This window comes from Mesorhizobium sp. M0587, assembly GCF_040320945.1.
Taxonomy (GTDB): Bacteria; Pseudomonadota; Alphaproteobacteria; order Rhizobiales; family Rhizobiaceae; genus Mesorhizobium.
Window position 1 is genome coordinate 99,843 of record NZ_JAMYQP010000008.1, and the last position, 25,909, is coordinate 125,751.

26 protein-coding genes and 1 pseudogene are annotated in these 25,909 nt (G+C 64.5%); 15 read left to right on the top strand and 12 right to left on the bottom strand.

Annotated features, from left to right (window positions below; translation table 11 throughout):
* Positions 1-4: 4 nt before the first annotated feature.
* On the bottom strand, positions 5-619 hold the full coding sequence (gene pncA / locus NKI49_RS10015; protein WP_352602801.1) for a bifunctional nicotinamidase/pyrazinamidase: 615 nt from the start codon (positions 617-619) through the stop codon (positions 5-7).
* Positions 620-883: 264 nt separating this feature from the next.
* On the opposite strand from pncA, the gene NKI49_RS10020 reads away from it, so the two are divergent.
* Genes NKI49_RS10020 through NKI49_RS10045 form a run of 6 tightly spaced genes read left to right on the top strand, consistent with a single transcriptional unit; the run spans position 884 to position 8,005 of the window.
* Positions 884-1,735, top strand: coding sequence for an FAD binding domain-containing protein (locus NKI49_RS10020; RefSeq protein ID WP_352602803.1), 852 nt, complete (start codon positions 884-886; stop codon positions 1,733-1,735).
* Positions 1,732-4,548, top strand: coding sequence for a molybdopterin-dependent oxidoreductase (locus tag NKI49_RS10025; RefSeq protein WP_352602805.1), 2,817 nt, complete (start codon positions 1,732-1,734; stop codon positions 4,546-4,548). The genes NKI49_RS10020 and NKI49_RS10025 overlap by 4 nt, the downstream gene beginning before the upstream one ends.
* Positions 4,545-6,086 carry a 6-hydroxynicotinate reductase gene (locus NKI49_RS10030; protein ID WP_352602807.1) on the top strand — a complete coding sequence of 514 codons (1,542 nt, stop codon included), beginning with the start codon at positions 4,545-4,547 and terminating at the stop codon, positions 6,084-6,086. The genes NKI49_RS10025 and NKI49_RS10030 overlap by 4 nt, the downstream gene beginning before the upstream one ends.
* Positions 6,087-6,088: 2 nt before the next feature.
* Positions 6,089-6,970, top strand: a complete 882-nt coding sequence (locus NKI49_RS10035) for a UPF0280 family protein (RefSeq protein ID WP_352602831.1) — start codon at positions 6,089-6,091, stop codon at positions 6,968-6,970.
* Positions 6,963-7,547: an amino acid synthesis family protein gene (locus NKI49_RS10040; protein ID WP_352602809.1), complete on the top strand. Its 585-nt coding sequence runs from the start codon at positions 6,963-6,965 to the stop codon at positions 7,545-7,547. Before NKI49_RS10035 ends, NKI49_RS10040 begins: the two co-directional genes overlap by 8 nt.
* Positions 7,544-8,005, top strand: coding sequence for a MarR family winged helix-turn-helix transcriptional regulator (locus NKI49_RS10045; protein WP_352602811.1), 462 nt, complete (start codon positions 7,544-7,546; stop codon positions 8,003-8,005). Before NKI49_RS10040 ends, NKI49_RS10045 begins: the two co-directional genes overlap by 4 nt.
* 273 nt (positions 8,006-8,278) lie before the next feature.
* Here the strand turns inward: NKI49_RS10045 and NKI49_RS10050 are convergent, their stop codons facing one another.
* From NKI49_RS10050 to NKI49_RS10060, 3 genes are read right to left on the bottom strand one after another with little or no spacing between them, the layout of a single operon-like run.
* Positions 8,279-9,247 carry a substrate-binding domain-containing protein gene (locus NKI49_RS10050; protein ID WP_352603495.1) on the bottom strand — a complete coding sequence of 323 codons (969 nt, stop codon included), beginning with the start codon at positions 9,245-9,247 and terminating at the stop codon, positions 8,279-8,281.
* Complete coding sequence (locus tag NKI49_RS10055) at positions 9,244-10,563, bottom strand: ABC transporter permease (RefSeq protein WP_352603493.1); 1,320 nt, start codon at positions 10,561-10,563, stop codon at positions 9,244-9,246. The genes NKI49_RS10050 and NKI49_RS10055 overlap by 4 nt, the downstream gene beginning before the upstream one ends.
* Complete coding sequence (locus tag NKI49_RS10060; RefSeq protein ID WP_352603491.1) at positions 10,560-12,140, bottom strand: sugar ABC transporter ATP-binding protein; 1,581 nt, start codon at positions 12,138-12,140, stop codon at positions 10,560-10,562. Before NKI49_RS10060 ends, NKI49_RS10055 begins: the two co-directional genes overlap by 4 nt.
* Before the next feature lie 220 nt (positions 12,141-12,360).
* Here NKI49_RS10060 and NKI49_RS10065 point away from each other — a divergent pair, with 220 nt between their 5' ends.
* The gene (locus tag NKI49_RS10065) at positions 12,361-13,380 is read left to right on the top strand and encodes a LacI family DNA-binding transcriptional regulator (RefSeq protein WP_352603489.1); all 1,020 of its coding nucleotides are present in this window, start codon (positions 12,361-12,363) and stop codon (positions 13,378-13,380) included.
* Between the two features lie 15 nt (positions 13,381-13,395).
* On the opposite strand, the gene NKI49_RS10070 is transcribed toward NKI49_RS10065, so the two are convergent.
* From NKI49_RS10070 to NKI49_RS10085, 4 genes are all read right to left on the bottom strand, one after another.
* Positions 13,396-14,166 (bottom strand): inositol monophosphatase family protein, encoded by a 771-nt coding sequence (locus NKI49_RS10070; protein ID WP_502899533.1) that lies wholly within the window; start codon positions 14,164-14,166, stop codon positions 13,396-13,398.
* A 106-nt stretch (positions 14,167-14,272) separates the two neighbouring features.
* Positions 14,273-15,274, bottom strand: a complete 1,002-nt coding sequence (locus NKI49_RS10075) for an LLM class flavin-dependent oxidoreductase (protein ID WP_352603485.1) — start codon at positions 15,272-15,274, stop codon at positions 14,273-14,275.
* A gap of 67 nt (positions 15,275-15,341) precedes the next feature.
* Positions 15,342-16,511 (bottom strand): AI-2E family transporter, encoded by a 1,170-nt coding sequence (locus NKI49_RS10080; RefSeq protein WP_352695618.1) that lies wholly within the window; start codon positions 16,509-16,511, stop codon positions 15,342-15,344.
* 248 nt (positions 16,512-16,759) lie between these two features.
* Positions 16,760-17,821 (bottom strand): LLM class flavin-dependent oxidoreductase, encoded by a 1,062-nt coding sequence (locus tag NKI49_RS10085; protein ID WP_352603481.1) that lies wholly within the window; start codon positions 17,819-17,821, stop codon positions 16,760-16,762.
* A 282-nt stretch (positions 17,822-18,103) separates the two neighbouring features.
* Here NKI49_RS10085 and NKI49_RS10090 point away from each other — a divergent pair, with 282 nt between their 5' ends.
* Positions 18,104-18,532 (top strand): DUF6481 family protein, encoded by a 429-nt coding sequence (locus NKI49_RS10090; RefSeq protein WP_352603479.1) that lies wholly within the window; start codon positions 18,104-18,106, stop codon positions 18,530-18,532.
* 76 nt (positions 18,533-18,608) lie between these two features.
* On the opposite strand, the gene sugE is transcribed toward NKI49_RS10090, so the two are convergent.
* Positions 18,609-18,923, bottom strand: a complete 315-nt coding sequence (gene sugE, locus NKI49_RS10095) for a quaternary ammonium compound efflux SMR transporter SugE (RefSeq protein ID WP_027028310.1) — start codon at positions 18,921-18,923, stop codon at positions 18,609-18,611.
* 261 nt (positions 18,924-19,184) lie between these two features.
* Positions 19,185-19,310 carry a hypothetical protein gene (locus NKI49_RS10100; protein WP_352603477.1) on the bottom strand — a complete coding sequence of 42 codons (126 nt, stop codon included), beginning with the start codon at positions 19,308-19,310 and terminating at the stop codon, positions 19,185-19,187.
* Positions 19,311-19,542: 232 nt separating this feature from the next.
* Between NKI49_RS10100 and NKI49_RS10105 the strand changes: the two genes are divergently transcribed.
* Together NKI49_RS10105 and NKI49_RS10110 are read left to right on the top strand one after the other, a co-directional pair.
* Entirely contained in the window at positions 19,543-20,517 is a 975-nt protein-coding gene (locus NKI49_RS10105; RefSeq protein WP_352603475.1) for a cation diffusion facilitator family transporter, read from the top strand.
* A 29-nt stretch (positions 20,518-20,546) separates the two neighbouring features.
* On the top strand, positions 20,547-20,951 hold the full coding sequence (locus NKI49_RS10110; RefSeq protein ID WP_352603473.1) for a GFA family protein: 405 nt from the start codon (positions 20,547-20,549) through the stop codon (positions 20,949-20,951).
* Positions 20,952-20,968: 17 nt separating this feature from the next.
* Here the strand turns inward: NKI49_RS10110 and NKI49_RS10115 are convergent, their stop codons facing one another.
* Positions 20,969-22,216 (bottom strand): DNA recombination protein RmuC, encoded by a 1,248-nt coding sequence (locus NKI49_RS10115; RefSeq protein ID WP_352603471.1) that lies wholly within the window; start codon positions 22,214-22,216, stop codon positions 20,969-20,971.
* A gap of 103 nt (positions 22,217-22,319) precedes the next feature.
* Between NKI49_RS10115 and def the strand changes: the two genes are divergently transcribed.
* The 5 genes and pseudogenes from def to truA all read left to right on the top strand — a co-directional run bounded on the left by def (position 22,320) and on the right by truA (position 25,243).
* A complete protein-coding gene (gene def / locus NKI49_RS10120) occupies positions 22,320-22,850 on the top strand; it encodes a peptide deformylase (protein ID WP_352603469.1) in 531 nt (176 codons plus the stop codon).
* Positions 22,851-22,858: 8 nt separating this feature from the next.
* Positions 22,859-22,995, top strand: a pseudogene (locus NKI49_RS10125) (type II toxin-antitoxin system VapC family toxin); the annotation flags it as partial.
* Positions 22,996-23,035: 40 nt separating this feature from the next.
* Positions 23,036-23,971 carry a methionyl-tRNA formyltransferase gene (fmt, locus tag NKI49_RS10130; RefSeq protein WP_352603467.1) on the top strand — a complete coding sequence of 312 codons (936 nt, stop codon included), beginning with the start codon at positions 23,036-23,038 and terminating at the stop codon, positions 23,969-23,971.
* Complete coding sequence (locus tag NKI49_RS10135; RefSeq protein ID WP_027028316.1) at positions 23,968-24,474, top strand: GNAT family N-acetyltransferase; 507 nt, start codon at positions 23,968-23,970, stop codon at positions 24,472-24,474. The genes fmt and NKI49_RS10135 overlap by 4 nt, the downstream gene beginning before the upstream one ends.
* Positions 24,475-24,493: 19 nt before the next feature.
* Positions 24,494-25,243, top strand: a complete 750-nt coding sequence (gene truA / locus NKI49_RS10140) for a tRNA pseudouridine(38-40) synthase TruA (protein ID WP_352603465.1) — start codon at positions 24,494-24,496, stop codon at positions 25,241-25,243.
* A 33-nt stretch (positions 25,244-25,276) separates the two neighbouring features.
* On the opposite strand, the gene NKI49_RS10145 is transcribed toward truA, so the two are convergent.
* Positions 25,277-25,909, bottom strand: coding sequence for a transporter (locus NKI49_RS10145; RefSeq protein ID WP_352603463.1), 633 nt, complete (start codon positions 25,907-25,909; stop codon positions 25,277-25,279).

Sequence of the window (25,909 nt, forward strand, 5' to 3'; positions counted from 1 at the left end):
CCGTTCAGTCCGCCGCGTGATCTTCAAGCGTCACGCCGGCGTCGCGCATTTTCGCCAGCATCGTCTCGACCGAACCGTTGAGATCGATGCCGCGACAGGCATCGAGCCGCACGGTGGTCTTGAAACCCTGGCCGACGGCGTCCAGCGCCGAGAAGGCGACGCAGAAATCCGTCGCCAGGCCGACCAGCGTCAGCGTGTCGATGCCGCGTTCCCTGAGATAGCCGGCGAGGCCGGTCGGTGTCGTGCGGTCGTTCTCGAAAAAGGCAGAATAGCTGTCGATCGCAGGCCGAAATCCCTTGCGGATGACGAGTTCGGCCTTGGTCCAGGCGAGGCCGGAGTGGAAATCCGAACCGAGGCTGCCCTGGATGCAGTGATCCGGCCACAATGTCTGCTGGCCATAGGGCATGTCGATCATGGTGAAAGGCTGCGCGCCCGGATGGCTGGAGGCAAAGCTCGAATGGCCGGCGGGGTGCCAGTCCTGCGTCAGCACGACATGGTCGGTTCGCCGGATCAAATCATTGACCAGCGGCACGATTTCGTCGCCGCCGGCCACCGCCAGCGCGCCGCCGGGGCAGAAGTCGTTCTGCAGGTCGATGACAACAAGCGCTTCGTCGGCCATTGGCTTCCTCTTGGTTGTCGCGGGAGTGCGCTCTCAGTGAAAAAATGCCGCTGACGCGACCGGACGCAGAAACTTGACCAGATGGCCGGCTGCGTCAACCTCTGGCAGCGTGACAAATGCGTGCCGGCCAAGTTTCGGCAAACTCCGGCTTTGACAATTTCCACTGGCTTGATATCATTTGCATACGAATGAATTTTGCCCGGTACTGACGCCGGAGAATTTCGAAGTACCGGTTCTGACAGGCCTCTTTCTGGAAGGCAAAGCGTGATCCGTTACGCGAAACCCACCACGGTCGACGAGGCGCTCGCTCTGCTTGGCGAGGGCGCCTGGCGTATCCTTGCCGGCGGCACCGATTTCTATCCGGCGCAGGGCGCCAGGCCCTTTCGCGACGACGTTCTCGACATCAACGGCCTCGCGGCATTGCGCGGCATTAGCGAAACCGCCAGCCACTGGGTCATCGGCGCGCGGACGACCTGGACCGATGTCATCCGTCATCCCTTGCCGCCGGCTTTCGATGCGCTGAAGCAGGCGGCGCGCGAGGTCGGCTCGGCGCAGATCCAGAACGTCGCCTCGGTCGCCGGCAATCTCTGCAACGCCTCTCCAGCGGCAGATGGCGTGCCGGGCCTGCTGGTCCTGGATGCCGAGGTCGAATTGCGTTCAGCGGCCACGACGCGCCATCTGCCCTTGCCGGACTTCATTCTCGGCAACCGCCGCACCGCGTTGCAGCCGGGCGAGATGGTCACAGCCATCCGGGTGCCTAGGCCTGCCGGCACGTCGGCTTTCGTCAAGCTCGGCGCACGCCGCTATCTCGTTATTTCCATCGCCATGGTGGCTGCACGGCTCGTCGTGGAAAATGGAATGCTTGCGGACGCGGCCGTCGCCGTCGGCTCCTGTTCGGCGGTGGCCAAGCGGCTTGCCGGCGTCGAAGCCGCGTTGCTGGGATTGCCGGCGGATCGTGGGCTCGCCGCTGCGATCCAGTCCGCGCCGATGGCTGAGCTGTCACCGATCGCCGATGTGCGCGGCAGCGCCGAATATCGGCTCGACGCGGTGCGCGAGATTGTCGCCCGCGCCGTGCTGATGGCCTGCGGACAGACGAACGAGATGGTGGCGGCATGAGCCAGATTCTGCCTGAAGTAGATAAAACTCTGCCCGATCTCGGCGGAGTTCGCGCTGGCATCGGCCCTGAGCGCGCCGACATCGCCTTCGCGGTCAACGGCGCCGCCGTCTCGGTCAGTGTGCCGCCGCTACGCCGATTGTCCTCGGTGCTGCGCGACGAATTGTTGTTGACCGGCACCAAGGTGGGCTGCGACGCCGGCGATTGCGGCGCCTGCACGGTGCTGGTCGACGGCGATCCCGTCTGCGCTTGCCTGATGTCGGCAGCATCCGCCGCTGGTACATCGGTGACGACGATCGAGGGGCTCGCCAATGGCCGGCTGTCGGCATTGCAGGCCTCCTTCCTCTCCCATGGCGCGGCGCAATGCGGCATCTGCACGCCGGCGTTGCTGGTCGCGGCAACCGCGCTGCTGGACAAGAGACCCAGCCCGACCGAGACGGAAGTGCAGGATGCTCTGGGCGGTATTTTGTGCCGCTGCACGGGCTATCGGAAGATCATCGAGGCGGTGATGGATGCCTCCCGCCAGGCTGACGACCTCGACTTCCGTCTGCCTCAATCGGGTCATGCCGTGGGCTCCTCGCCCATCAGGCTGGATGGCGTGCCAAAGGTCACCGGGGCTGAGAAATTCGGCGGCGATTCCTTCCCCGCCGATGCGCTTTGCGTGCTCGTGGTCCGCTCGCCGCATTATCACGCCAGTTTCGTCTTCGGTGACCTCGACGGCTGGGCGAAAGTGCATCCTGGCATAGCCGGCGTCTTCACCGCCGCCGACATTCCCGGAAAGAACTGTTTCGGCGTTATCGGCCCGTTTGCCGACCAGCCGGCACTGGCCGAAGGGTTTGCTCGCCTGCGCGGCGAGGCGGTGGCGTTGGTCGCCGGCGAGCGCGAGGCCATCCTCGATCTCGACCTGTCGGATTTCCCAATCCGCTGGACCGAGCTGCCGCATCTCCTGCTGCCCGGCGAAGCGCAGGCCGATGGTGCGCCACTGATTCATGACAGCCGTCCGGCCAATCTGCTTACCTCCGGTTTTGTCGAACGCGGCGATCCCGAAGCGGCTCTCGCCGGAGCAGCGATCACGGTCTCGGGCGCGATCGACACCTCCTATGTCGAGCACGCCTATATCGAGCCGGAAGCCGGCTATGCCTATGTGGATGGTGACACGCTGGTCGTGGTCGCCTGCACCCAGGCGCCCTATATGGATCGCGACGACACAGCGAAGGTGCTTGGCCTGCCCGTCGACAAGGTGCGCATCGTGCCGACCGCTACCGGCGGCGGCTTCGGCTCGAAGCTCGATGTGTCGCTGCAGCCGCTGATCGGCCTTGTGGCTTTGAAGACCGGCCGGCCGGCGGCGCTCACCTACACCCGCAACGAATCGATGATATCGACGACCAAGCGTCATCCGGCCGAGATGAAGGCGACCATCGGGGCCGATGCCGACGGCCATGTCACCGGCATGATTTTCGAAGGCGATTTCGACACCGGCGCCTATGCCAGTTGGGGGCCGACCGTCGCCAATCGCGTGCCGGTGCATGCCTCAGGACCTTATACGACACCGAACTACCGGGCAGAAGGCCGGGCCATCCACACCAATGGTCCGATCTCCGGAGCCTTCCGCGGCTTCGGCGTGCCGCAAGCGACGATCATGCAGGAGACGCTCTATGACGAGCTGGCCGGCAGGCTCGGCATGGACAGGCTCGAGTTTCGGCTGAAGAACTGCCTTCGGAACGGCTCCGAAACGGTTACCGGGCAGAGGCTGGACTCCGGCGTCGGCATTGCCGAGTGCCTGGAAGCCCTGCGGCCGCATTGGACACGGGCGAAGGTCGATGCGGATGCATTCAATAACGCCACGGTGGATAGAAAGCGCGGCGTTGGCGTCGCGTCATGCTGGTATGGCTGCGGCAACACTTCACTGCCCAATCCGTCGACCATCCGGGTCGGCATCGCCGCTTCGGGCGACGTCATCCTGCATCAGGGTGCCGTCGATATCGGCCAGGGCTCGAACACCGTCATCACCCAGATCTGCGCCGATGCGCTCGGCCTGCCGCTGGAGAAATTCAGGCTGAAGAGCGCCGATACGGCAATCAGCCCCGATGCCGGCAAGACGTCCGCGTCGCGCCAGACCTTCGTCACCGGCAAGGCGGCGGAGAAAGCCGGCCGTGCCTTGCGTGAGAATATCCTGCGCTTTGCCAATGTTTCCGAAAAGGCATCCCTCCGGCTGGACGGGTCTGCGATCGTCATCCGCGAAGGCGAGGCCGCGCGCCGCATCGATCTTGCCACTCTTGACGCGGATGCCGACGGCTTCGTCTTCCGCGCCGAGGAGACCTACGACCCGCCGACGCTGCCGCTCGACGCCAAGGGCCAGGGCAAACCCTATGCAGTCTATGGCTATGGCGCACAGATCGCCGAGCTCGAGGTCGATCTCAAGCTCGGAACGGTGAAGCTGATCAAGATCACCGCAGCGCACGATGTCGGCAAGGCGATCAATCCGCTGCTGGTCGAGGGCCAGATCGAAGGCGGCATCGCGCAAGGCATCGGCATGGCGCTGATGGAGGAGTATATCCCCGGCCGCACCGAGAATCTGCACGACTATCTCATTCCGACCATCGGCGACGTGCCGCCGATCGAGACCATCCTGATCGAAGTTCCGGATCCGGAAGGGCCGTTCGGAGCCAAGGGTCTGGGCGAGCATGTGCTGATCCCGACGGCGCCGGCGATCCTCAACGCCATCCGCCACGCCACAGGTGTCCTGGTCACCAAGATTCCGGCGACGCCGGCACGTATCCGTGCCGCCATCCGCGAGAAGGAGGCGCGCCAATGAGCGAGCTTGCCGAGCGTTTTGAGACGCATGATCCCGGCGAGAAGCTGGTGGCGGAAAAGATCCGCTGCGATGCCTGCCCGGTGATGTGCTACATATCGGATGGCCGCACCGGCGCTTGCGACCGCTACGGCAATGTCGGCGGCAGGATCGTGCGGATGGACCCGCTGACCGTCCTCGACCATGCCTCCGAGACCGGCGCCGCCGTGGTGCCTTTCGTGGCCGAAGGCGAAGCGTGGGACGGCGAACTGGTCAATACCGGCCGCCGCTTCGTCACCGCCATCGGCGCGGGCACCACCTATCCCGACTACAAGCCGGCTCCGTTCATTGTCAGCCAGGAAGTCGATGGCGTCGATCTCGTCACCGTCGTCACCGAAGGCATCTTCTCCTACTGCGGCGTCAAGGTGAAGATAGACACCGACCGTCATATCGGACCCGAAACGGCTGTCGTGCGATCGCAAGGCGAGGCGATCGGCCATGTCACCACGGGCGAATATGGCTCGCAGATGCTGTCGCTGGGCGGGGTGCATCATCTGACCGGCGGCTCCAAGGCCGAAGGGCGCGCCACCTGCGATGCGCTGCTCGATTTGTGCAATCGCAAGCCGGTGGAACTCGCCATCGACGGCGGCGCCACCATCATCGTCGAAGCCGGCAAACCGCCTGTCATCGACGGCAAGCAGGAACACCGAATGCGCGTCGGTTGCGGGTCGGCCACGATCGGCATGTTCGCCACGCAATGGCGCGGGCTGGTCGACGAAGTGGTGGTGGTCGACGACCACATTACCGGCGTCGTTTCCGAACACCAGGCCGGCAAGGTGCTGGGCTGGCAAGACACCGGCATAAAAATCATCGGTCGCCGTTCGACGCCGGGCCGCTATTTCAAGGTGTCCGAGCCCGGCCTCGGCTGGGGCGGCACCAGTATTTCCGACCCGCTGTCGATCCTTGGCGAATGGAATGCCAAGAAGGGCGCGCGGCCCGGCCTGTCGCTGCTGATGGTTTCGACCACCGGCGAACAGTTCGCCTATTACGAGCTCGACGACGACTTGAAGCCGGTCCAAAAACCGTTTCCCGAACGGCTGCTGAAGTCCGTCGAGCTGATCGAGGACAATTGCGAGCCGGCATTGTGCACGGTGCTGTTCATTGGCGGCGCCGGCGGCTCGCTGCGCGCCGGCGTCACCGAAAATCCGGTCAATCTCACCCGTTCCGTGCAAGGGCTCACCACCTATGTCACTGTGGGTGGCGCGCCGGTCTATGTCTGGCCGGGCGGCGGCATCACGCTGATGGTCGACGTCACACGGGTGCCGGAAAATGCCTTCGGCTATGTGCCGACGCCGGCACTGGTGGCGCCGATCGAATTCACCTTGCGCCGCGACGATTATGTCAGGCTCGGCGGCTACGAAGCCGAGATCCGCAGCCTCGACGATATCGTCGCCAAGGGCGGCGAGTACCTCAATCCGCGCCATGGCACGGGTGCCGCGGCCGGCAACCCATGGCCGCCTCTGGTGCAGTTGCGGCGCGCGCCCGCGAACGAGGCTGGATGACGATGAACGGCCCGCAAGCGCATTGGCTGCAGGACGGCAAGCGGCTGCATCTCAACCACGGGCCGATCGACCTGATCGTCGAGGCTTTTGGGGAAGCGCGCGAATGCCGGCAGGCCTATGAGCAGGCCGTGGCGCGATTCCAGACCATCCTGCCCGAACTGGTGGAGGAATTGGCCGAACTTCGGCGGCCAGCGAGCCTCAATTCGCGCAGCTTCGCCGGTCCGACGGCGCGGCGCATGGCGGCGGCGGTCGCGCCGCTGGCGCAAAGCTTCATCACGCCGATGGCGGCCGTCGCCGGTTCGGTAGCCGACGAAATACTTGCCGCTCTCGTTGCCGGGCGGGAACTCGATCGCGCCTATGTCAACAACGGCGGCGACAGCGCGCTTCATCTCGGTGCCGGCCAGTCGATCACCCTTGCCATTGCCGGGACTGGCCACGGCCTTGCCGACCGCGTCGTCATCCGCGCCGGGGACGGCGTACGCGGCGTCGCCACCAGCGGCTGGCGCGGACGCTCGTTTTCCCTGGGCATAGCCGACGCCGTCACGGTGCTGGCGCGGACCGGGGCCGAAGCCGATGCAGCCGCGACGTTGATCGCCAATGCCGTCGACCTGCCCGGCCATGAGGCCATTCGGCGCGTGCCCGCGCGCGATCTGGCGCCGGACAATGACCTTGGAGACAGGTTGGTGACGCAAGGGGTCGGCCCGCTTTCTCCAACCGAGATCGCCGCGGCGCTGGACAACGGACTTGCCGTCGCCGAAGATTTCCGCCGCAGGGGATTGGTCGCCGCGTCGGCGCTGTTCCTTGCCGGCCAGACCCGCATCGATGGTTCCATGGCGCTTGCCGCGCCCAACAAAAGTCCAGGGAAGGAAGTTGCCCATGCCTGAGTTTCCGATCCGCAAGATCGTGGTTCTGACCGAAGAGATCTTTCACGAGGGCGGGCCGGCGGCCAAGGTGCCGCGCCGCCGCGCCGCCGCCATGGCGCTGGTGAAGAACCCCTTCGCCGGGCGCTATGTCGAGGATTTGCAGAGCGCCATGGACGATCTGAAGCCGCTCGGCTTGCTGCTCGCAGACCGGCTGATCGCGGCCCTCGGCGGCGACGTCAAGCAGATCGACGGCTATGGCAAGGGCGCCATCGTCGGCACATCGGGTGAACTCGAGCACGGCGCGCTCTGGCATGTGCCGGGGGGCTACGCCATGCGCGAGCGGCTCGGCGACGCCAAGGCGATCGTGCCGTCGGCCAAGAAGGTCGGCGCCTTCGGCTCGCGGCTGGATGTGCCGCTCGGCCACATCAATGCCGCCTATGTGCGCAGCCATTTCGACGCCATGGAAGTCGGCGTCAGCGACGGCCCGCGCCCGGATGAGATCCTGTTCTGCCTGGCCATGACCTGCGGCCCGCGCGTGCACGACCGCATGGGCGGTCTGGCCGCCGCGGACATCGAGGCTTGGGACGGGCTGCGATGAGCGCCGAGGACAATTTGCTCAAGCTCGTCGAGGCCGAAGAGCCTGACGAAAACGACTATCGCTTGCAGGAGCAGGTCGGCTTCATTCTGCGCAAGGCACACCAGCGCCACGTCTCGATTTTTGCCGCGCATATCGGCGATCTGACGCCGCCGCAATTCGCGGCACTGGCCAAACTGCGCGACGTCGGCGAAACCTCGCAGAACCAGCTCGGAACGCTGATCGCCATGGACGCGGCAACGGTCAAGGGGGTCATCGACAGGCTGAAGGCGCGCGGCCTGGTCGAGCTTTCCAAGCATGAGATCGACAAAAGGCGGCTGCTGGTCAACCTCACCGCGCAAGGCCGCGACGCGATCGAGCGCCTGATCCCGCTGGCCCGCGAGATTACGGAGGAAACCTTGGCACCGCTCACGGCCAAGGAGATCGCCATCTTCATGAAATTGTTGGCGAAGCTGGCGTAGGTGCGGCAGCAAAGTCCTTTCCTCTTCCTCCGGAGGGGGGAGGTGGCGCTGCGAAGCAGCGACGGAGTGGGGAACCACCTGGCAACCGCCGCCAACGAATATTGAAAGGCGACCAGGGCAAGAATCTTCCTGCACCCCCCCAAGGATCGACCCCCACTCCGTCGAGCTGCGCTCGACACCTCTCCCCCGATCGACGGGGGAGAGGAAAGGTGCCAAGCTGTCCCTGGTACGAAGAACCTGGACCTTGGGCCGGCGCTTATCTGCCGTGAAGACTTACAGTCCGTTGTCCTTCAGCACCTTGGCGGCATTCTCCTTGGTGATCTTCTCGGTCGGCAAAGTGATGGTCTTTTCGACCTTCTCGCCGTTGAGGAACTTGATCGCCTGGCGCAGGCCTTCCGCGCCCGGGGTGACATAGGTGAAGGTCGCCGTGAGCTCGCCCTTGTTCACCATTTGCACGCCCTCGTTGGGCAGGCCGTCGATGCCGATGAACTTGATGTCCTTCTCGCGGCCGACGTCCTTGGCGGCGAGATAGGCGCCGTAGGCCATCGGGTCGTTATGGCCATAGACGAGATCGATCTTCTCGTTGCTCTTCAGCGCGTTGGCCATCAAATTGTAGGCCTGGTCCTGCTTCCAGTCGCCCGACTGCTGGTCGAGCAGGTACTTGATGCCCGGCTCCTTGTCGGTGAATTCGTGGAAGCCGTCATGGCGGTCATGCGCCGGCTGGGTGCCCATGCCGCCCCAGATCTCGACGACATTGCCCGATGCCTTGCCCTTGCCGCCGAGCAGTTCGACGGCATATTCGCCGGCCGCGCGGCCGATCAGCTTGTTGTCGCCGCCGACGAACTGGGTGTAGTCCTTGGTTTCGACATTGCGGTCGAGCACGAAGACCGGGATCTTGGCATCGATCGCCTGCTGCACGACGCCCGTCAGGCCGGCGGATTCCTTCGGCGACACCAGCAGCGCATCGACTTCCTGGCGGATCAGGTTCTCGACGTCGGCGACCTGCTTTTCGGTCTTATCCTCGCCGTCGGTGACGATCAGCTCGACTTCGGGATGCTTGGCCGCCTCGGCCAGAATGTCCTTGTTGAACTGGGCGCGCCAGGGCTCGATCGTGGTCACCTGCGAAAAGCCGATCTTCCACTTCTTGTCCTGGGCGTAGGCATCGTTGCTGGTCAAAACCGCGGTAGTGGTCAGCAGGGCCGCGGTAATGGCGGCAAGCTTCAACATGTCACGTCGTTTCATTTCTTGTTTCCTCCAAGATTTAGAGACGGTGTCTCTTGCGACGGTCGCTTTGCCGCGGCCGTTTCCTTGTGCGCCGCTTGCCCGCCGGGCAGACGCAGATAGCTGAGAAGATCAGCGGCATTGCGCTCTTGAACGAGCACGGTGCCGATGATGATCATCCCCTTCAGCACCAGCTGAAGGTTCGAATTGATGTTGTGGAGCTGCAATATGTTGGACAGCAGCCCGAAAATCAGTACGCCGCAAAACGTTCCGATAAGGCTGCCGCGGCCGCCCATCAGGCTGGTGCCGCCGATGACCACCGCGGCGATGGCGTCGAGCTCCAGCCCGGCGCCGGCATCCGGCTTGCCTTGCCGGTACTGCGCGACATAGAGCACCGCGGCGATGCCTGCGAGCAGGCCCGATATGGCATAGGTGGCAATCTTGACGCGGCCGGCGGCGATGCCGGAGAGCCGGGCCGCCTCCTCATTGCCGCCAATGGCATAGACATAGCGCCCGAAAGGCGTGAAGCGCAGCACCGCGCCATAGATGACGATCGCGCCGAGGAAGAACAGGCCGGGCATCGGGATGACGCCGAACACCAGCGAGCGCAGCATCTCGAAATTGGCGGTGGCGTTCGAGCCGGTATAGACCGGCAGCACAGCATTGTTCTGGCCGGCGGTCAGACGGGCGATGCCGAGCGCCGTCACCATCATCGCCAAGGTGACGATGAAGGGCTGCAGCCGCCCGGCAACGATGATGAAGCCGTTGATCGCGCCGAACAGAAGGCCGACACAAGGCGCCACGAGCAGCACGCCGAGCACGCCGAACTTGGGTTCGATCTGCGGCAGCATGTACCACAGCGACAGGCCGCAGAGCACTACGCCGACGACGGCCGGCGTGATCAGGCCCCGAACGCCGTCCAGCCTGACGTCGCGCGCGGCGGCATCCGTACCGGCGCGGGACTTTTCCAGGTTGAGGAAGATGAAGCGGGTGACGACGAAGCCCAGGCAAAGAGCCACCAGCGCGACCGTCGGCACGCCCAGCACGACGCCCGGCGTTACGCCCGGAACCGTCAGCAGCATGGCGCAGACCACCGAGCAGATGGCCATCAACGAGCCGACCGACAGGTCGATGCCGCCGGTGATGATCACCGCCGTCATGCCGGTGGCGATCAGGCCGGTGGTCGACACCTGGCGCAGCACGTCGAGCAGATTGCCATAGGACAGGAAGATGTTGTTGCCCTTCGAACTCACCGGCGAGGCCAGTACGCCGATCAGGAATATGGCGATCAGACCCCAATAGAGCTTGGTCCGGGAAAGAAGTTTCAGGGCAGTCATGCGGCGGGTCTCGAAATGGTTCGACGGGGTGCGGCGAGGCGCATGATGGCTTCCTCGCTGGCGGAGTCGCGGGAAAGGATACCCGTCTGGCGGCCATCGGCCATCACCAGGATGCGATCGGAGAGATGCAGCAACTCCGGCAATTCGGAGCTGATGACGGCGATGGCGAGGCCTTCCCGCGCCAGCTTGAAGATGAGGTCGTAAATCTCGCGCTTGGCGCCGACATCGATGCCGCGCGTCGGCTCGTCCAGCAAAAGCACTCTTGGCTTGGTCGCCAGCCACTTGCCGATGACGACCTTCTGCTGGTTGCCGCCCGATAGCGTGCCGGCATGCTGGTCGATGTCCCGGCAGCGGATGCCGAGTGCCTTGACCGCTTGCCGCGCCAGCCCCTGTTCGCTGGCAAGCGAGCGGATGCCGAAGCGCGCCAACGATCCGACCAGCGGCAGCGCCACATTGTCTGATATCGATGCCTGGAGATGCAGGCCTTGGGTCTTGCGGTCCTCGGTCACCAATGCGATGCCCAGCCGCCTTGCGTCGCGCGGCGAACGGATATCGACGAGCCGGCCATCGACACGGATCTCACCGCCGGCGCGGCCATCGCTCGAGCCGAAGATCGCTTCCAGGATCTCGGTGCGCCCCGAGCCCAGCAGGCCGCCAATACCGAGTATTTCGCCTTCGGCAAGATCGAAGCTGACGCCGCCGATCACTGGCCGCCAGCCATGGGCATCGGGCTTCGACAGCGCCAGGTTGCTGACCGAAAGCACGGTCTCACCGCCGGGGTGCCGCTCTTCCTGGGAGGAAGCCAGCAGGTTGCGTCCGACCATCGCCGAGATGATGGCGTCCTCGTCGAGCTTCGCCATCGCCTCGGTCAGCACATGGCGCCCGTCGCGAAACACGGTGACGCGACTGGCCAGATGCATGACCTCGTCGATACGGTGGGAGATGTAGACAATGGCGACGCCGCTCTCGGCAAGCTGGCCGATGATCCGGAACAGCCGCTGGCATTCGGCCGGCGACAGCGCCGAGGTCGGCTCGTCCATGATCAGGATGCGTGCCGACATCGACAGCGCCTTGGCAATCTCGACCAATTGCTGTTCGCCGACGCGCAGGGCGCCGACACGCGCTTCCGGATCGAGTTCGATGCCAAGCCGCTGCAGAAGGGCCGCCGCCGCGCCGCTGCTCGCCTTGCGATCGACGATCAGCCCGGCGATCAGCTTCTCGCGGCCAAGGAAGATGTTGTCGGCGACGCTGAGTTCGGGGACCAGGTTGAGCTCCTGGTGGATAATAGCGATGCCGGCATCTTCGGCATCGCGCACGCCGGCGAAGCTGACCGGACGGCCATCGACGCTGACCGCGCCTTCATAGCCGGTATAAACGCCGGAGAGTATCTTCATCAGCGTCGACTTGCCGGCGCCGTTCTCGCCCATCAAGGCGTGAACTTCGCCGCGCCGCAGCTCGAAGCCGACATCGACCAGGGCAGCGATGCCGCCGAAACTCTTGGAAATGCGCTCCGCGCTCAGGACGACATTTGAACCGTCCGTCGCCGCGGCATGGGCGGTGGAACTTCTCTGCTCCATGACAGTGGCGGCCTCCCTTCCGTCGTCGTCAGATTTCCACAAACGCTAATCTAAACGTTTCGATCGTGTCAAGCCGATATCTGATAACGTGGGATTGATCCATTTCAAATCTTGCGAAAAATTGCGGTATTACGTAGGTATGGCGAAGAGATGGGCGGCGAAACGTTTCGAAATGACAACATTCAGGCGAACGAAACAGCGGAAATCCACGGCGCCGACCATGCTTCATGTTGCGGAGGCGGCGCGGGTCTCGGTCGCCACCGTATCGGCGCTGATCAACGGCACGGCAACCGTCAGCCCGGAGCTCAGCCAGCGCATCGAACAGGCGATCCGCGACATCGGCTACAAGCGCAATGCGATCGCGCGCAGCCTGAAGATGGGCACGACGCGCACCATCGGCTTGACGGTGCCGCACATTACCAACCCGTTCTTCACCGACGTCGTTTCGGTCATCCAGCAGGCATTCGACCGGGCCGGATATGCCGTCATGCTGTGCTGCACGGACGAGGATCTAAACACCCAGGACGACCAGATCAGGCTGCTGCTCGACCGCATGGTTGACGGGCTGATCGTGGCGCGTGTCGGCGACGGCGCGATCCTCAAGGCGATTGTCGATGACGCCAATGTGCCGGTCGTGCTTCTGGACCGTCTCTGCGAAGGCGTCGACACCGACGCCGTGGTCCTCGACAACCAGCGCGCGGTGTTCGACGCGATCACCTACCTGATCGATCTAGGCCACCGGCGCATCGGGTACATCACCGGAACATCGGATATTTCGCCCATGCATGACCGCATGGCGGGTTATCGCGAGGCGCTTCAGGCAGCCAATTTGCCGATAGCGGAGGAGCTGATCCGCTTCGGCAATTTCCATGAGATCGACGGCTACAACGCGACCATGCAACTGCTTTCGGCGCACGACCGGCCAAGCGCGATCTTCTCCGCCAACAACCCGATGGTGATCGGCACCATGAAGGCGATCCGCGATATCGGCCTGTCCTGCCCGGAAGACATTTCAGTCGCCTGCTTCGACGATTTTCGCTGGTCGGACGTGTTCCAGCCGCAGATGACCACCGTGGCGCAGCCGGTGCAGGCGATCGGCGAGCAGGCGGCCAATCTTCTGCTCGACCGGCTCGCCGGCAACCGGGAGGCGCCGCCGCGCAAGCTGGTGCTCAAGGGCCGTCTGATGATCCGTGATTCATGCCGGCCGCTGCGAGCGGTGGTGCAGAGCGTGAGCGCCTGACCGTCGCGTCCAGAATCAAGCGCCAAACGCCTCCGAACAAAGCTCGCGCAGCTTCGGAAACACGCCCTTGCCGCCCGTGATGACCAGCGCCCCGTCCAGCAGCACCGTCTGTGGATCGGGCTTCACCACCGTGCCCCCGGCCTCCTCGACCAGCAGCATGCCGGCCAGGCAATCCCAGGCGTTCATATGTTCCTCGACATAGCCAAGCAGCCGGCCGGAAGCCACGTAAGCGAGCATCAGGGCACCCGACGCGTTGCGGAAGAAAACGCCGCCTTGCGTCAGGATCATACGGACCAGCATAGCGACGTTTTCAGTATCGGCCCGGTTCGAAAATCCCGTCCCCACCGACCCTTCTTCGAGGCTGGTCGCCACGCTCGTCCTGATCGCTCTGCCGTTGACGAAGGCGCCGCCGCCGAGGCGGCCGTGGAAGGTCTCGCCTGTCGACGGCTCGTGGATGACGCCAACCACCGTCTCCCCGTCCTTGGCGCAAGCGATCACCACGCACCAGGCCGGGATGCCTCGCACGAAATTGGCGGTGCCATCGATCGGATCGATGACCCAGACGTGGCCGGTCGAACCCGCGACCGAGGCATGTTCCTCACCGACGATGCCATCTTGCGGATAGGCGGCGGCGACTGCCGCGCGTATGAACAGCTCGACTTCGCGGTCTGCTTGCGAGACCAGGTCCTGATGGCCCTTGCTCTCAATGGTCAGGTTTTCCAGGTCGCGGAAATATTTGAGCCCGAGCTCGCCGGCGCGCCGCGCCAGCTCGATTGCAAACTGCATGCGCGCGTCATGGTCATTCGTCACGGGGGTGCCCGATCTTCCTGAGGAATACCGGCCCATAGCAAAACGACGCCGTCTGCGACAGTGCCAGACAGCGGAAAGACGGTCACGCCGCTTGCAACAGCGATTTGTGGGCGTCAGCCAAAATCTCGAACGACCGCACCCGTGCCGCATGGTCGAAGATCTGCGCGGTGACCATCAGTTCGTCGGCGCCGGTGCGGCGCGCGAACGCGTCGATGCCTTCACGGACCGTTTCGGGAGAACCGACGACGGCGCAGGACAGCGCCTGGCCGAGCATGGTCTTCGCCATCGGATCGAGATCGCGATCATAGCCTTCGACCGGGGGCGGCAATTTACCGGGCCTTCCGGTGCGCAGGTTGACGAAAGCCTGCTGCAGCGATGTGAAAAGCAACCGCGCCTCGGCGTCGGTCGGTGCGGCAAAGACATTGAGGCCGAGCATGACGTGTGGCTTGTCGAGCTGTTCAGACGGCTGGAAGCGCGAGCGGTAGATGTCCAGCGCATAATCGAGCTCCGCCGGCGCGAAATGCGAGGCGAAGGCGTAGGGCAGGCCGAGCATGGCGGCAAGCTGGGCGCCATAAAGGCTGGAGCCGAGGATCCAGATCGGCACGTTCTGGCCCTCGCCTGGCACGGCGCGGATGCGCTGGCCTTCCTCGGCCGGCTGGAAATAGCCCGTCAGCTCGACGACATCCTGCGGGAAATTGTCGACACCGGCCTCGGGATTGCGGCGCAGTGCGCGCGCCGTTCCCATGTCTGTACCCGGCGCCCGGCCAAGGCCGAGATCGATGCGGCCCGGATGCAAGGCGGCCAGCGTGCCGAACTGCTCGGCAATCACCAGCGGCGCATGGTTGGGCAGCATGATGCCGCCGGCGCCGACGCGAATCGTCTTGGTGCCCCCGGCGACATGGGCGATGACGACGGCCGTCGCCGCGCTGGCGATGCCCGGCATATTATGATGCTCGGCCAGCCAGTAGCGTTTGTAGCCCAGACGCTCGGCATGACGGGCAAGATCGAGCGAATTGGCGAGCGAGTGCGAGGCATCACTGCCTTCGACGATCGGCGACAGGTCGAGAACGGAAAGGGCGGTCATGGGCGGAATCCTGTGTGGGAACCGCATGTAGGAAGCGGCCTGCGACGCCGCAAATTCAAAAAATTGATCAGCCCTTGGTGGATTCGGCGTCGGCCATCTCGTCCTCGTCCACCACCGCGGTATGCTGTGCGGCAAGAAAATTGCCGACATGGCTGAGCCCGTCGAAATGGTCGCAAAAGGCCTTGATGACGACCAGCAGCGGCACCGCCATCAGAGCGCCGACGAACCCCCAGAGCCAGGACCAGAAGGCGAGCGCGATGAGGATTGCCACGGCGTTGATCTCGAGGCGCCGGCCAACCACCGTAGGGGTCACGAACTGGCCTTCGATGATGTCGCATAGCAGCACGAAAGCCGGGGCCAGCAGCGCGTAGGAGATGGTGTCGAAACTGATCAACGCCATGATGGTGACGAGCAGGATCGTGATCAGCGCCCCGATATAGGGCAGGAAATTGAACAGGGCGGCGGCCACACCCCAGACCGACGGATTGGGCACCCCAAGCGCCCACAGGCCAAGAGCTATGACCGTGCCGAGACCGGCGTTGATGAGGGTGACGGTGAGCAGATAGTGCGAGATCTCGCGCTCGACGTCGTAGATGACGCGCAACGCCCGCTTCTTCTCGCTGAGGCTGGCGAAGGACTGGATGATCTTCTCATAAAACATGGTGCCCGAAGCGAGCAGGAACAAGGACAACACGAAGATGATGGTGAGGCTTGTTCCCGCCGACAGGAGATTGCTGGCGGCTGACGACAGAACGCCGGACTGCGCCACCGCCACCTTCTGGATGCCGGGTTCCTGCGATGTCTCGGTCAGCTGTTCGATCTGATGCGATATCTGCATGATCCTTTCGAAGGGCCGCCGCAATTGCGCCAGGCGCTCGGTCAGTTGCTGGCCGATCGACGAGGTGTTGTTGATGATATCGATGATCGGACCGCTGAGCAGATAGCCGGCGCTGGCGAAGACGCAGATCGACAGCACCACCAGCAGCGTCGCCGAAACCAGCTCGGGAATGCCGTGCCTGCGCAGCAGCCGGACAATCGGCGTCAGCGTCAACGCCAGAAGGAAGGCCAGGATCACCGGCATGAAGAAGGCGCGGGCGAAATACAGCGCATAGACGACCATCAGCAGAAAGATGCCGACGAGCAGCAAACGCACCATGTGCGTGTCCGCGCGCGCCGCGGCGCGCGGGTCTGGGCTTTCGGCGACGCCTGCGCTCAAGACAGTGGGTTCGGTTTTCATAGTCACCCCTCGAGCGGGCGTCCCTCCGCGCGGTTATTGCTTGCATGGAACGCGCAGTTCCGGACGCCGGTTCCATGAGCCGGCTTTGAACCTGGGCTGTTGGCGCTGGGGCTTGGCGGGGAACCAGACGGCAGCCGAGCCTACTGGTCTGACACAGGTCGGGCACATCGAACGGCTATCGGATGCTATCGAGACCGCGCCTTCGAAGGTCCAAGCCGTCCTGAGCCGGGACAAGCCCGGCCCGCAGCTCAGGCGACGGGCGCCGCTACCGCTGGTGCGGACTTCGCCGTTTCCTTGCGAACGATCGGCGCCACCTTGGTGCCGTAGAGTTCGATCGCCTTCATGATCTTGGCGTGCGGCATGGTGCCGATCGCCATCTGCAACAGGAAGCGGTCATTGTTGAAAATCCTGTGGTGGGCGACGATTTTTTCAGCCACCTGCTCGGGATTGCCGACGAACAGGGCGCCACCGGGACCACGCGACTGATCGAAATGCGCCCGCGATGTCGGGCCCCAGCCGCGCTCGCGGCCGATGCGGTTCATCACTTCCGCCTGCGGCCCGTAGAAATCGTCGGCCGCCTGCTCTGTCGTGTCGGCGATGAAGCCGTGCACGTTGATGCTGGTGGCGAGGCAGGCCGGGTCGCTACCGGCACGCCTGGCGGCCTCGCGGTAGAGATCGAACAGCGGCGCGAAGCGCGCCGGCTCGCCGCCAATGATGGCGAGCGCAAGCGGCAGGCCAAGCGCGCCGGCGCGGGCGGCAGATTGCGGCGTCCCACCAATGGCGATCCAGATCGGCAGTTTTTCTTGCAAGGGGCGCGGATAGACGCCGCGATCGTTGATCGGCGCGCGCAGATTGCCCGACCATGTGACCGTCGCCTGGTCGCGGATGGCAAGCAGGAGATCGAGCTTTTCAGCGAAGAGTTCGTCATAGTCCTCGAGATTGTAGCCGAACAGCGGGAAGGATTCGATGAACGAACCGCGTCCGGCCATGATCTCGGCACGGCCGCCCGACAGCAGATCGAGCGTCGCAAACTGCTGGAAGACGCGGACCGGATCGTCGGAGGAGAGCACGGTGACGGCGCTGGTCAGCCTGATGCGCTTCGAGCGCTCGGCAGCCGCGGCCAAAGCCACGGCCGGTGCGGATGCGGCATAGTCGGGCCGGTGATGTTCGCCGAGGCCAAAGACGTCGAGGCCAACCTGATCGGCGAGTTCAACCTCCTCGATCAGGTTGCGCAATCGCTCATGCGGACCAATGGCGCCCGGGCCGGGCTGCGGGCTGACGTCGGCGAAGGTGTAGAGACCGAGTTCCATCTCAATGCCATCCTGGTTCGGCGAATCGCGGTTCGCGAGGGGATTCAAAACGGCGCGGCGAATAGACCCGCCATGCCGGCTTCTGCTTCGCACCAGAGGTAGCGACCCGCCCACCGCGCCGCCAGAGGGCTGGACGGTGAACAGTGCATGTCGGTTTCGGCCCGAAAGGCGTCTCCTGCGCGCAACAGACCAGAATTTCATGGCTGGCATACCGTTTTGGCGCTTGAACTCTCGGTTTTCACGCGTATGTAAGCCTCGCGAATTGACTCTAGGGAAGTGGACTTGGCTATTTACAGGGAAAAAGACGTTTTCGAGCGGCGCAACGCCGCAAACGAGGCAAAGAAGGCGCTTCTCGAGCGCTTCAAGGCAAAGCCGGCCGCGGACGATCCCGCAGTGCTGGCACGGCAGGCAGAACGCAAGGCTATCCTCGCGGCCCGCGAAATCCGCGAGGCCGAGAAGGCCAGGCTGAAACAGGAAAAGCTGGCACGCGAAGCGGTCGAGAAGGCCGAGCGCGAGGCAGCAGCCGAAGCGGCACGCATCGCGGCCGAAGAGGCAGCACAGGCTGAAGCCAAGATTCGGGAAGCCGAAGAAAACGAGCGTATCGCCCGTTTTCTGGCCGACGAAGCCGAACGCAAGGCCAAGCGCGACGCGCGTTATGCGGCGCGCAAGCAGCGCACCGGCAGAACGCCTCCAGGCTTCTCCGCCCGCTAGCCTTCAGGTTACCGAAGCAATCTGCTTCGAGACTCAGGGTCGCCTCGCAGCGGCCCTGAAGGCGTTTGTCGTATGATCAGGCGGCGAACTTCAATCCCATGATACCGCAGACGATCAGCGCGATGCAGGCCAGCCTGATCGCAGTGGCGGGCTCGCCGAGCAGCCAGATGCCGAGCAGTGCCGTACCGACGGTGCCGATGCCGGTCCACACCGCATAGGCGGTGCCGACGGGAAGAGCTTTCAACGCCAGGCCGAGCAGAGTGAGGCTGACGATCATCGAGGCTACCGTAAGCACGGTCGGGACCAGCCTGGTGAATCCGTCGGTGTATTTGAGGCCGATCGCCCAACCGATCTCGAACAGGCCGGCGAAAAACAGCAAGATCCACGACATCGGGAACGCTCCATCAGCATCGGGCCGAAAAATAGCGTCCGGTTTTCGGACAATCCGATGCGCAATCAGCCAAGCACCAAGCCGGAAACGAAACCGGCTCTCGGGCGCTCGATGGACGGGTCGTCCCGGCCGAATTTCGGGGAGGTGCGGGGCCGCCCCCGCGCCACGCATATAGATCTGCCTAAACGTCCGATCAACAACCTGCCGGCGACACACTCGAATGCCGCCGGTGAAATCTCGCCGCGCCGGGGCTGCCGAGGCTTACTTTTCCTTGAGCCTCGTTGCCTTGACCGGCGGCGCCTTCAGGACCGGAGCGGGTACGGGCTTCTTGGCGTCCTTCTTCGGCTTGCGGGCTTCCTTGCCTGCCTTCATCGCACCTTTAGCCATGATTCGTTCCTCCAATTGCGGGAAGCGAAGTGAAACAAGAGAAACGCCGGTAAGCAAGGGGCTGTTTCCAGCTGGCTGCAGGGCGCGGATGGCTGTCAACCGGTTTCGTGGATCCGCACGGGCTCCACACGCAGGCGCGGCCTGACGGTCGATGGCCGTGCATCGCCGATAGCTATGGAGCTTCGGCGGGCGGGCCGCTAAGCTTCGCCTCATCGAGCAAGGCGAGAAAGCGATGGCGGGGCACGGCGGCTCTCGAAAGGTCATCTATGCGGCGCTGGCCGGCAATCTGGCCATCGCGGTAACCAAATTCGCCGCCGCTTTCTTCACCGGCAGCTCGGCGATGCTGTCGGAAGGCGTGCATTCGCTGGTCGATACCGGCAATGGCGGCCTGCTGCTCTACGGCATGCACCGTGCAGCACGCCCGGCCGACCGCACGCATCCGCTCGGTCACGGCCGCGAACTCTATTTCTGGAGCTTCATCGTCGCGCTTCTCGTCTTCGCGCTGGGCGCGGGCGTGTCGTTCTACGAGGGTATCATCCACATCATGGCGCCGGAACCGATCGCCAACGCCAAGGTCAACTACATCGTTCTCGGCCTGTCCTTCCTGTTCGAAGGCAGCTCCTGGCTGGTGGCGCTGAGGGAATTCCGCCGGCAGAAGGGCCAGCAGGGCTGGCTGCAAGCCGTGCAATCGAGCAAGGATCCAAGCGTCTACACCGTGCTCTTCGAGGACAGCGCCGCCCTTCTCGGCCTCGTCGTCGCCTTTGCCGGCATCTTGGCGGCGGAATTGCTTGAGATGCCGAAGCTCGACGGCGCCGCTTCGATCGGCATCGCGCTCATCCTCGGCGCGACGGCAATCTTCCTGGCACGCGAAAGCAAGGGCCTGCTGATCGGCGAGCCGGCATCGCCCGAGGTGCAGAGACAAGTGCTCGCCATCGTCCAGAAGGATCCTGCGGTGCAGCAGGCGAACGGCGTGCTGACCGTTCACATGGGACCGGAGGAGATCGTCGCCGCCCTGAGTATCGAGTTCGAGGATCACCTGACGGCGCCTGAAATCGAAGCCTGCGTCGAGCGCCTCGAGGCGCGGCTGAAAAACGAAATGCCGGAGATCGCCCGGCTGTTCGTCAAGCCGCAAACGACCGGCACCTGGGAAAAGCGTCGCAAGATCGTTGAAGCCGCGTCTGGAGACGAGCCGGACCGGGCCGGCTAAGATGCTGGTGAGACAGGAGGAGGAAGACGATGAAGATCGACGGCGGATGCCATTGCGGCGCCATTACCTACGAAGCGGAGGTCGACCCGGAAAACACCGGGATCTGCCACTGCACCGATTGCCAACAACTGACCGGAACGGCTTTTCGAGTGACTGTGGGCGCTCCGGAAGACCGCTACCGGATCACCAAGGGCGCGCCGAAGGTCTACATCAAGACCGGGTCCAGCGGCGCCAAACGCGCGCAGGGCTTTTGCGGCGAGTGCGGCTCGCATCTCTATGCCACATCGGTTGGAGATGGACCGAAGATTTATGGCATCCGGGTCGGCACGGCGCGGCAACGCGACGAGTTGGTTCCGCGACGACAGAGCTGGCACCGCTCGGCGCTGCATTGGCTGCCGGAATTTCAGGGCATGGCGACCATCGAGGAGCAGTAGCGCTCCTTCGGCCGAAATCAGTCGCCGTCCTCGACGACCCGCAGCCTGAGCTGTCCGGTCTTGGAATCGGCAACGCGCGTCGCCGTTTCGGTCTTGTCGCCGCGCGGCGGCTCGGCTTCGCTTTCGCCAAACTCCAGCGCCTCGATCTTCTGGCCGCGCTTGGTCACCTTCGACGTCGAGACGAGAATGTCGTCGATGTCCTTGGCCGACTGGCCGAAATGGACCTGCAATTTGCGCACCCGCTCGTCGACCCGCGCGACATCCTCCATCAGCCGGATCACTTCGCCCTGGATCAGGTGTGCCTGCTCGCGCATGCGGGCATCCTTGAGAATGGCCTGGATGACCTGGATCGACAGCATCAGCAGTGACGGCGAGACGATGACGACGCGGGAGCGGTGCGCCTTCTGGATGATCGCCTCGAAATTCTCGTGAATTTCGGCGAATACCGATTCCGACGGCACGAACATGAAGGCGGTATCCTGCGTCTCGCCCCGGAGCAGGTATTTTTCCGCGATATCGCGGATATGAACCTCGATGTCGCGCCGGAACGCCTGGGCGGCTACCTTCTGCAGGTCGGCGCCGTCGGCGGCGCGGATGGCGTTCCAGGCTTCCAGCGGAAACTTTGCGTCGATGGCGAGCGATGGCGCGCCGTTCGGCATCTTCACCAGGCAATCGGGCCGGCTGCCGTTCGACAGCGTCGCCTGAAATTCGTAGGCGCCGTGCGGCAGGCCGTCGGCGACGATCGCCTCCATGCGCGATTGGCCGAAGGCGCCGCGCGTCTGCTTGTTGGAGAGGATCGCCTGCAGCTGCACGACCTGGCCGGCGAGGGCCTGGATGTTGCCTTGCGCGGTGTCGATGACCGCCAGGCGCTCCTGCAGCCTGGCCAGGTTTTCATGCGTGGATTTGGTCTGCTCGGTCATGGTCTGGCCGATGCGGCCGGTCATGGCGTCCAGTCGCTGGCCGATCGACTGCGTCAGCTCCGCCTGCCGTGCCCCGAACACTTCGGCGATCGCCCCCATGCGGCCCTGCATCTCCGCCTGGCTTTGCAGAATGCCTGCCATCCGCGCCTCGGCGTCGCGGGCATGGTCGGCGGCTTCAGCGGCGGCGACGGCGCGCGCCTTGGCCGACCGCCACAGCGCGACGACAAGCGCCACGAACAGGCCGAGAAACAGCAAGGCGCCGAACGCCAAGGCATGGCCGAGCGTGATGGTGGTGGCGCCAAGCCGCGCGACAGGTTCGGAAAGGATGGTGCTCAGATCGTTCATGGGGACAGCATAGCCGATTCGCGCGGCCGGCACAGATCAAAACGTGAACGCCGTTCAAGCGCACCGGTTGACGCTTTTCGCTGGACGTCTTAGGTGGAACGCCATGCCGATCAAGCCGCTCATCATCCTTCCCGATCCCGTCCTGCGCCAGGTTTCCAAGCCGGTGGAGCGCGTCGATGCGCCTTTGCGCGAACTGGCCGACGACATGCTGGCGACCATGTATGACGCGCCCGGCATCGGGCTCGCGGCAATCCAGGTCGGCGAGCCGCTGCGCATGCTGGTCATCGATCTCGCCAAGGAAGACGAGACCCCGGCGCCGCACGTCTTCATCAACCCGGAAATCCTGGAAAGCGCCGACGCTCGATCGGTGTATGAGGAAGGCTGCCTGTCGATCCCGGATTACTACGCCGAGGTCGAACGCCCGGCCGCGGTTCGGGTCAAATATCTCGACCGCGACGGCAAATTGCAGGAGATGGAGGCCGAGGGCCTGATGGCGACCTGCCTGCAGCACGAGATCGACCACCTCAACGGCGTGCTGTTCATCGACCACATCTCGAAGCTGAAGCGCGACATGGTGGTGAAGAAGTTCAAGAAGCTCGCCAGGGACAAGGGGCCCGGCAAGTTGGTGGGATAGGGAGCAATGGCCGCCCAATCAGTCTTTCCGACGCCATGATTGCCGCGCTTTGTCTTGCCCATGACGCTGCGCTTGCGACTCGCAATGTTCGCGACTTTGAAGGCTTGACCTGAGGATCATAAACCCGTTTGAAGCGGATGCCTGAGCCGGCTCACGGCGGGGGCGCAAGACAGGATCCGAAGAAAATGCCTCTTCGCGTCATCTTCATGGGCACGCCGGAGTTTTCGGTGCCGACGCTGCGCGCGATCGCGGAAGCTGGCCATGATATCTCAGCCGTGTACACGCAGCCGCCGCGCGCCGCCGGACGGCGCGGCCTGGAATTGACGCCGTCGCCGGTGCAGCGCGAGGCGGAACGGCTGGGCGTCGAGGTGCGTACGCCGGCATCGCTCAGGGGCGAGGCCGAGCAGGCGGCATTGCGTGCCTTACAGGCCGATGTCGCCGTGGTCGTCGCTTACGGCCTGCTGCTGCCGAAGGCGGTTCTCGAGGCGCCCAGGCTTGGCTGCATCAACGGCCATGCATCGCTTCTGCCGCGCTGGCGCGGCGCCGCCCCCATCCAGCGCGCCATCATGGCCGGTGACCGCGAAACCGGCATGATGGTGATGCGCATGGATGAGGGCCTGGACACCGGCCCGGTGGGATTGGTTGCAAAATGCTCCATCGAACCCGATATGACGGCCGGCGATCTGCATGATCGATTGATGACCATTGGGGCCGCGCTGATTGTGGAAGCGCTGGCGGGACTGGAGGGAGACGCCCTGGCGTTTGCCGCACAAGCGGTGGAAGGGGTGACTTACGCCAGAAAGATCGATAAGTCCGAGACGCGCGTGGATTGGACACGGCCTGCGGTCGAGGTCCACAACCACATTCGCGGCCTGTCGCCCTTTCCCGGCGCTTGGTGCGAGGTTGAAATTGGCGGCCGCGTGGAACGGCTGAAACTGCTTCGCTCGACGCTTTCGCAAGGCATCGGCGAGTCGGGAGGAATTCTCGATGACCGGCTGACGGTCGCCTGCGGAACAGGCGCGGTCAGACTGGTCGAAGTTCAACGGGCGGGCGGAAGGCCCGCCGCCGCGTCGGAATTCCTGCGCGGGGCCAAGATCGAAAAAGGAACGAAGTTGTCATGAGCATGATGTCGATACGCGCGGCGACGCCGCGGGATCGCGAGGCCATCCGCCTCGTCGAGGAGCACGCTTTCGGCCAGCAGGCGGAGGCCGGGCTGGTCGACGCGCTGGTCACCGGCGGCGATGCCGTTGCCGAACTGGTGGCGGAAGAAGACGGACAGGTGGTCGGCCATATCCTGTTTTCGCGGCTGTTCGTCCAGAACGGCGGCAAGAGTTTTGCGGCCGTGGCGCTCGCGCCGTTGGCGGTCGAGCCCTCGTTCCACGGCAGCGGCATTGGCGGCGCGCTCATCCGCGAGGCGCATATCCGCCTCAGGGATGCCGGCGAGACGCTGGCCGTGGTGCTGGGCGATCCGGCCTATTACGGCCGTTTCGGCTACAGCCACGCTCGCGCCGAGAAGTTCGAGAGCAAATACCAGGGCGAAGCGCTGCAGGCGCTGGCTTGGGGCGACGCACCGCAGACCGGCAGACTGGTCTACGCCTCGGCGTTCACCGCGCTCGCCGCCTAGGCGCGCGCGCTCGTCTGCCATGCCGCGTTTTCGCCTCGACATCGAATATGACGGCAGCCTGTTCGCCGGCTGGCAGCACCAGGCGGATCAGCCTTCGGTGCAGCAGGCGATCGAGCAGGCGATCGAAAAATTCTGCGGCGAGGCGGTCCGGTTGCGGGCGGCCGGCCGCACCGATGCCGGCGTGCATGCGACCGCCCAGGTGGCACATGTCGACCTCGTCAAGGCGTGGCCCGACGACAAGGTGCGCGATGCCGTCAACGCCCATCTGCAGGCGGCCGGCGCGCGCATCGCCATCCTGAAGGCCACCATCGTCCCGGAGGACTTCGACGCGCGCTTTTCAGCCACCGGCCGACACTATCTCTACCGCATCCTCAACCGGCGCGCGCCGTCGGCGCTGGAAAAGGGCAAGATCTGGTGGGTGCCGAAGCGGCTCGACGCGGGCGCCATGCACGAGGCGGCGAAAATCCTGCTCGGCCGGCATGATTTCACCACCTTCCGCTCGACGCAGTGCCAGGCCAACAGCCCGATCAGAACGCTGGAGCGGCTCGATGTCAGCCGGACGGGTGACCTGATCGAGGTGCGGGCGTCGGCGCGCTCCTTCCTGCACAACCAGGTGCGCTCCATGGTCGGCTCGCTCAAGCGCGTCGGCGAAGGCGGCTGGACCGCCGCCGACCTCAAAACGGCACTCGATGCGCGCGACCGTGCAGCCTGCGGCCAGGTGGCGCCGCCCGACGGACTTTTCCTGGTTGGCGTCGACTATCCGGGCTAGAGAAAGAAAGCTCTATCCGGGCTAGAGAAAGCTCTATCCTGAGATGAGCCCGGAAAGACTCTGAGGCCCGACATCGTCCGGCACGCTGATGCCGAGCAGCATCTGAAGGCCGAACAGCACCACCAGCGACACGATGAACATGCCGACGAAAACCGCTGTGCCCACCGCCGCGCCCCTGCCGATCGTCGCATTGGTCATGCGCCAGGTCAGCACCATCGACAGCGCGAACAACAGCAGCGACACAAGGCTTGAAACCTGGCTTGCCGACGACAGGAAAAGCCTGGCCAGCGCCGAGGGCAGCATCAGCCAGGCGGTGATGGCCGAGGCCCAGTTGCTGGCAACGACGTAGTGGACGAAGCGGCCGCCAATGCCGGCGCGCGGCGCGATTAGCGCGAGCGCGACCAGCGGCAGTACCCAGGAGCCGATATCGACGGTCGCCAGACGCAACAGCATGCTGAAACGGCCCGCGAAGGCATCGGGATCGCCGATCTCATTGGCGATGCCGACCCAGCCGACGATCAGCGCGGGCGCCGCAACGACGATGGCGAAAAAGGAATTCCAGAAACCATCCGCCGACAGGTCGAGCAGGCGCAAGCCGTCGACCTTTCCCAGCATCAGCCGCCAGGCGCCGGTCAGCGAAGCTTGGGTTTCATCCGCCGAAAGCAT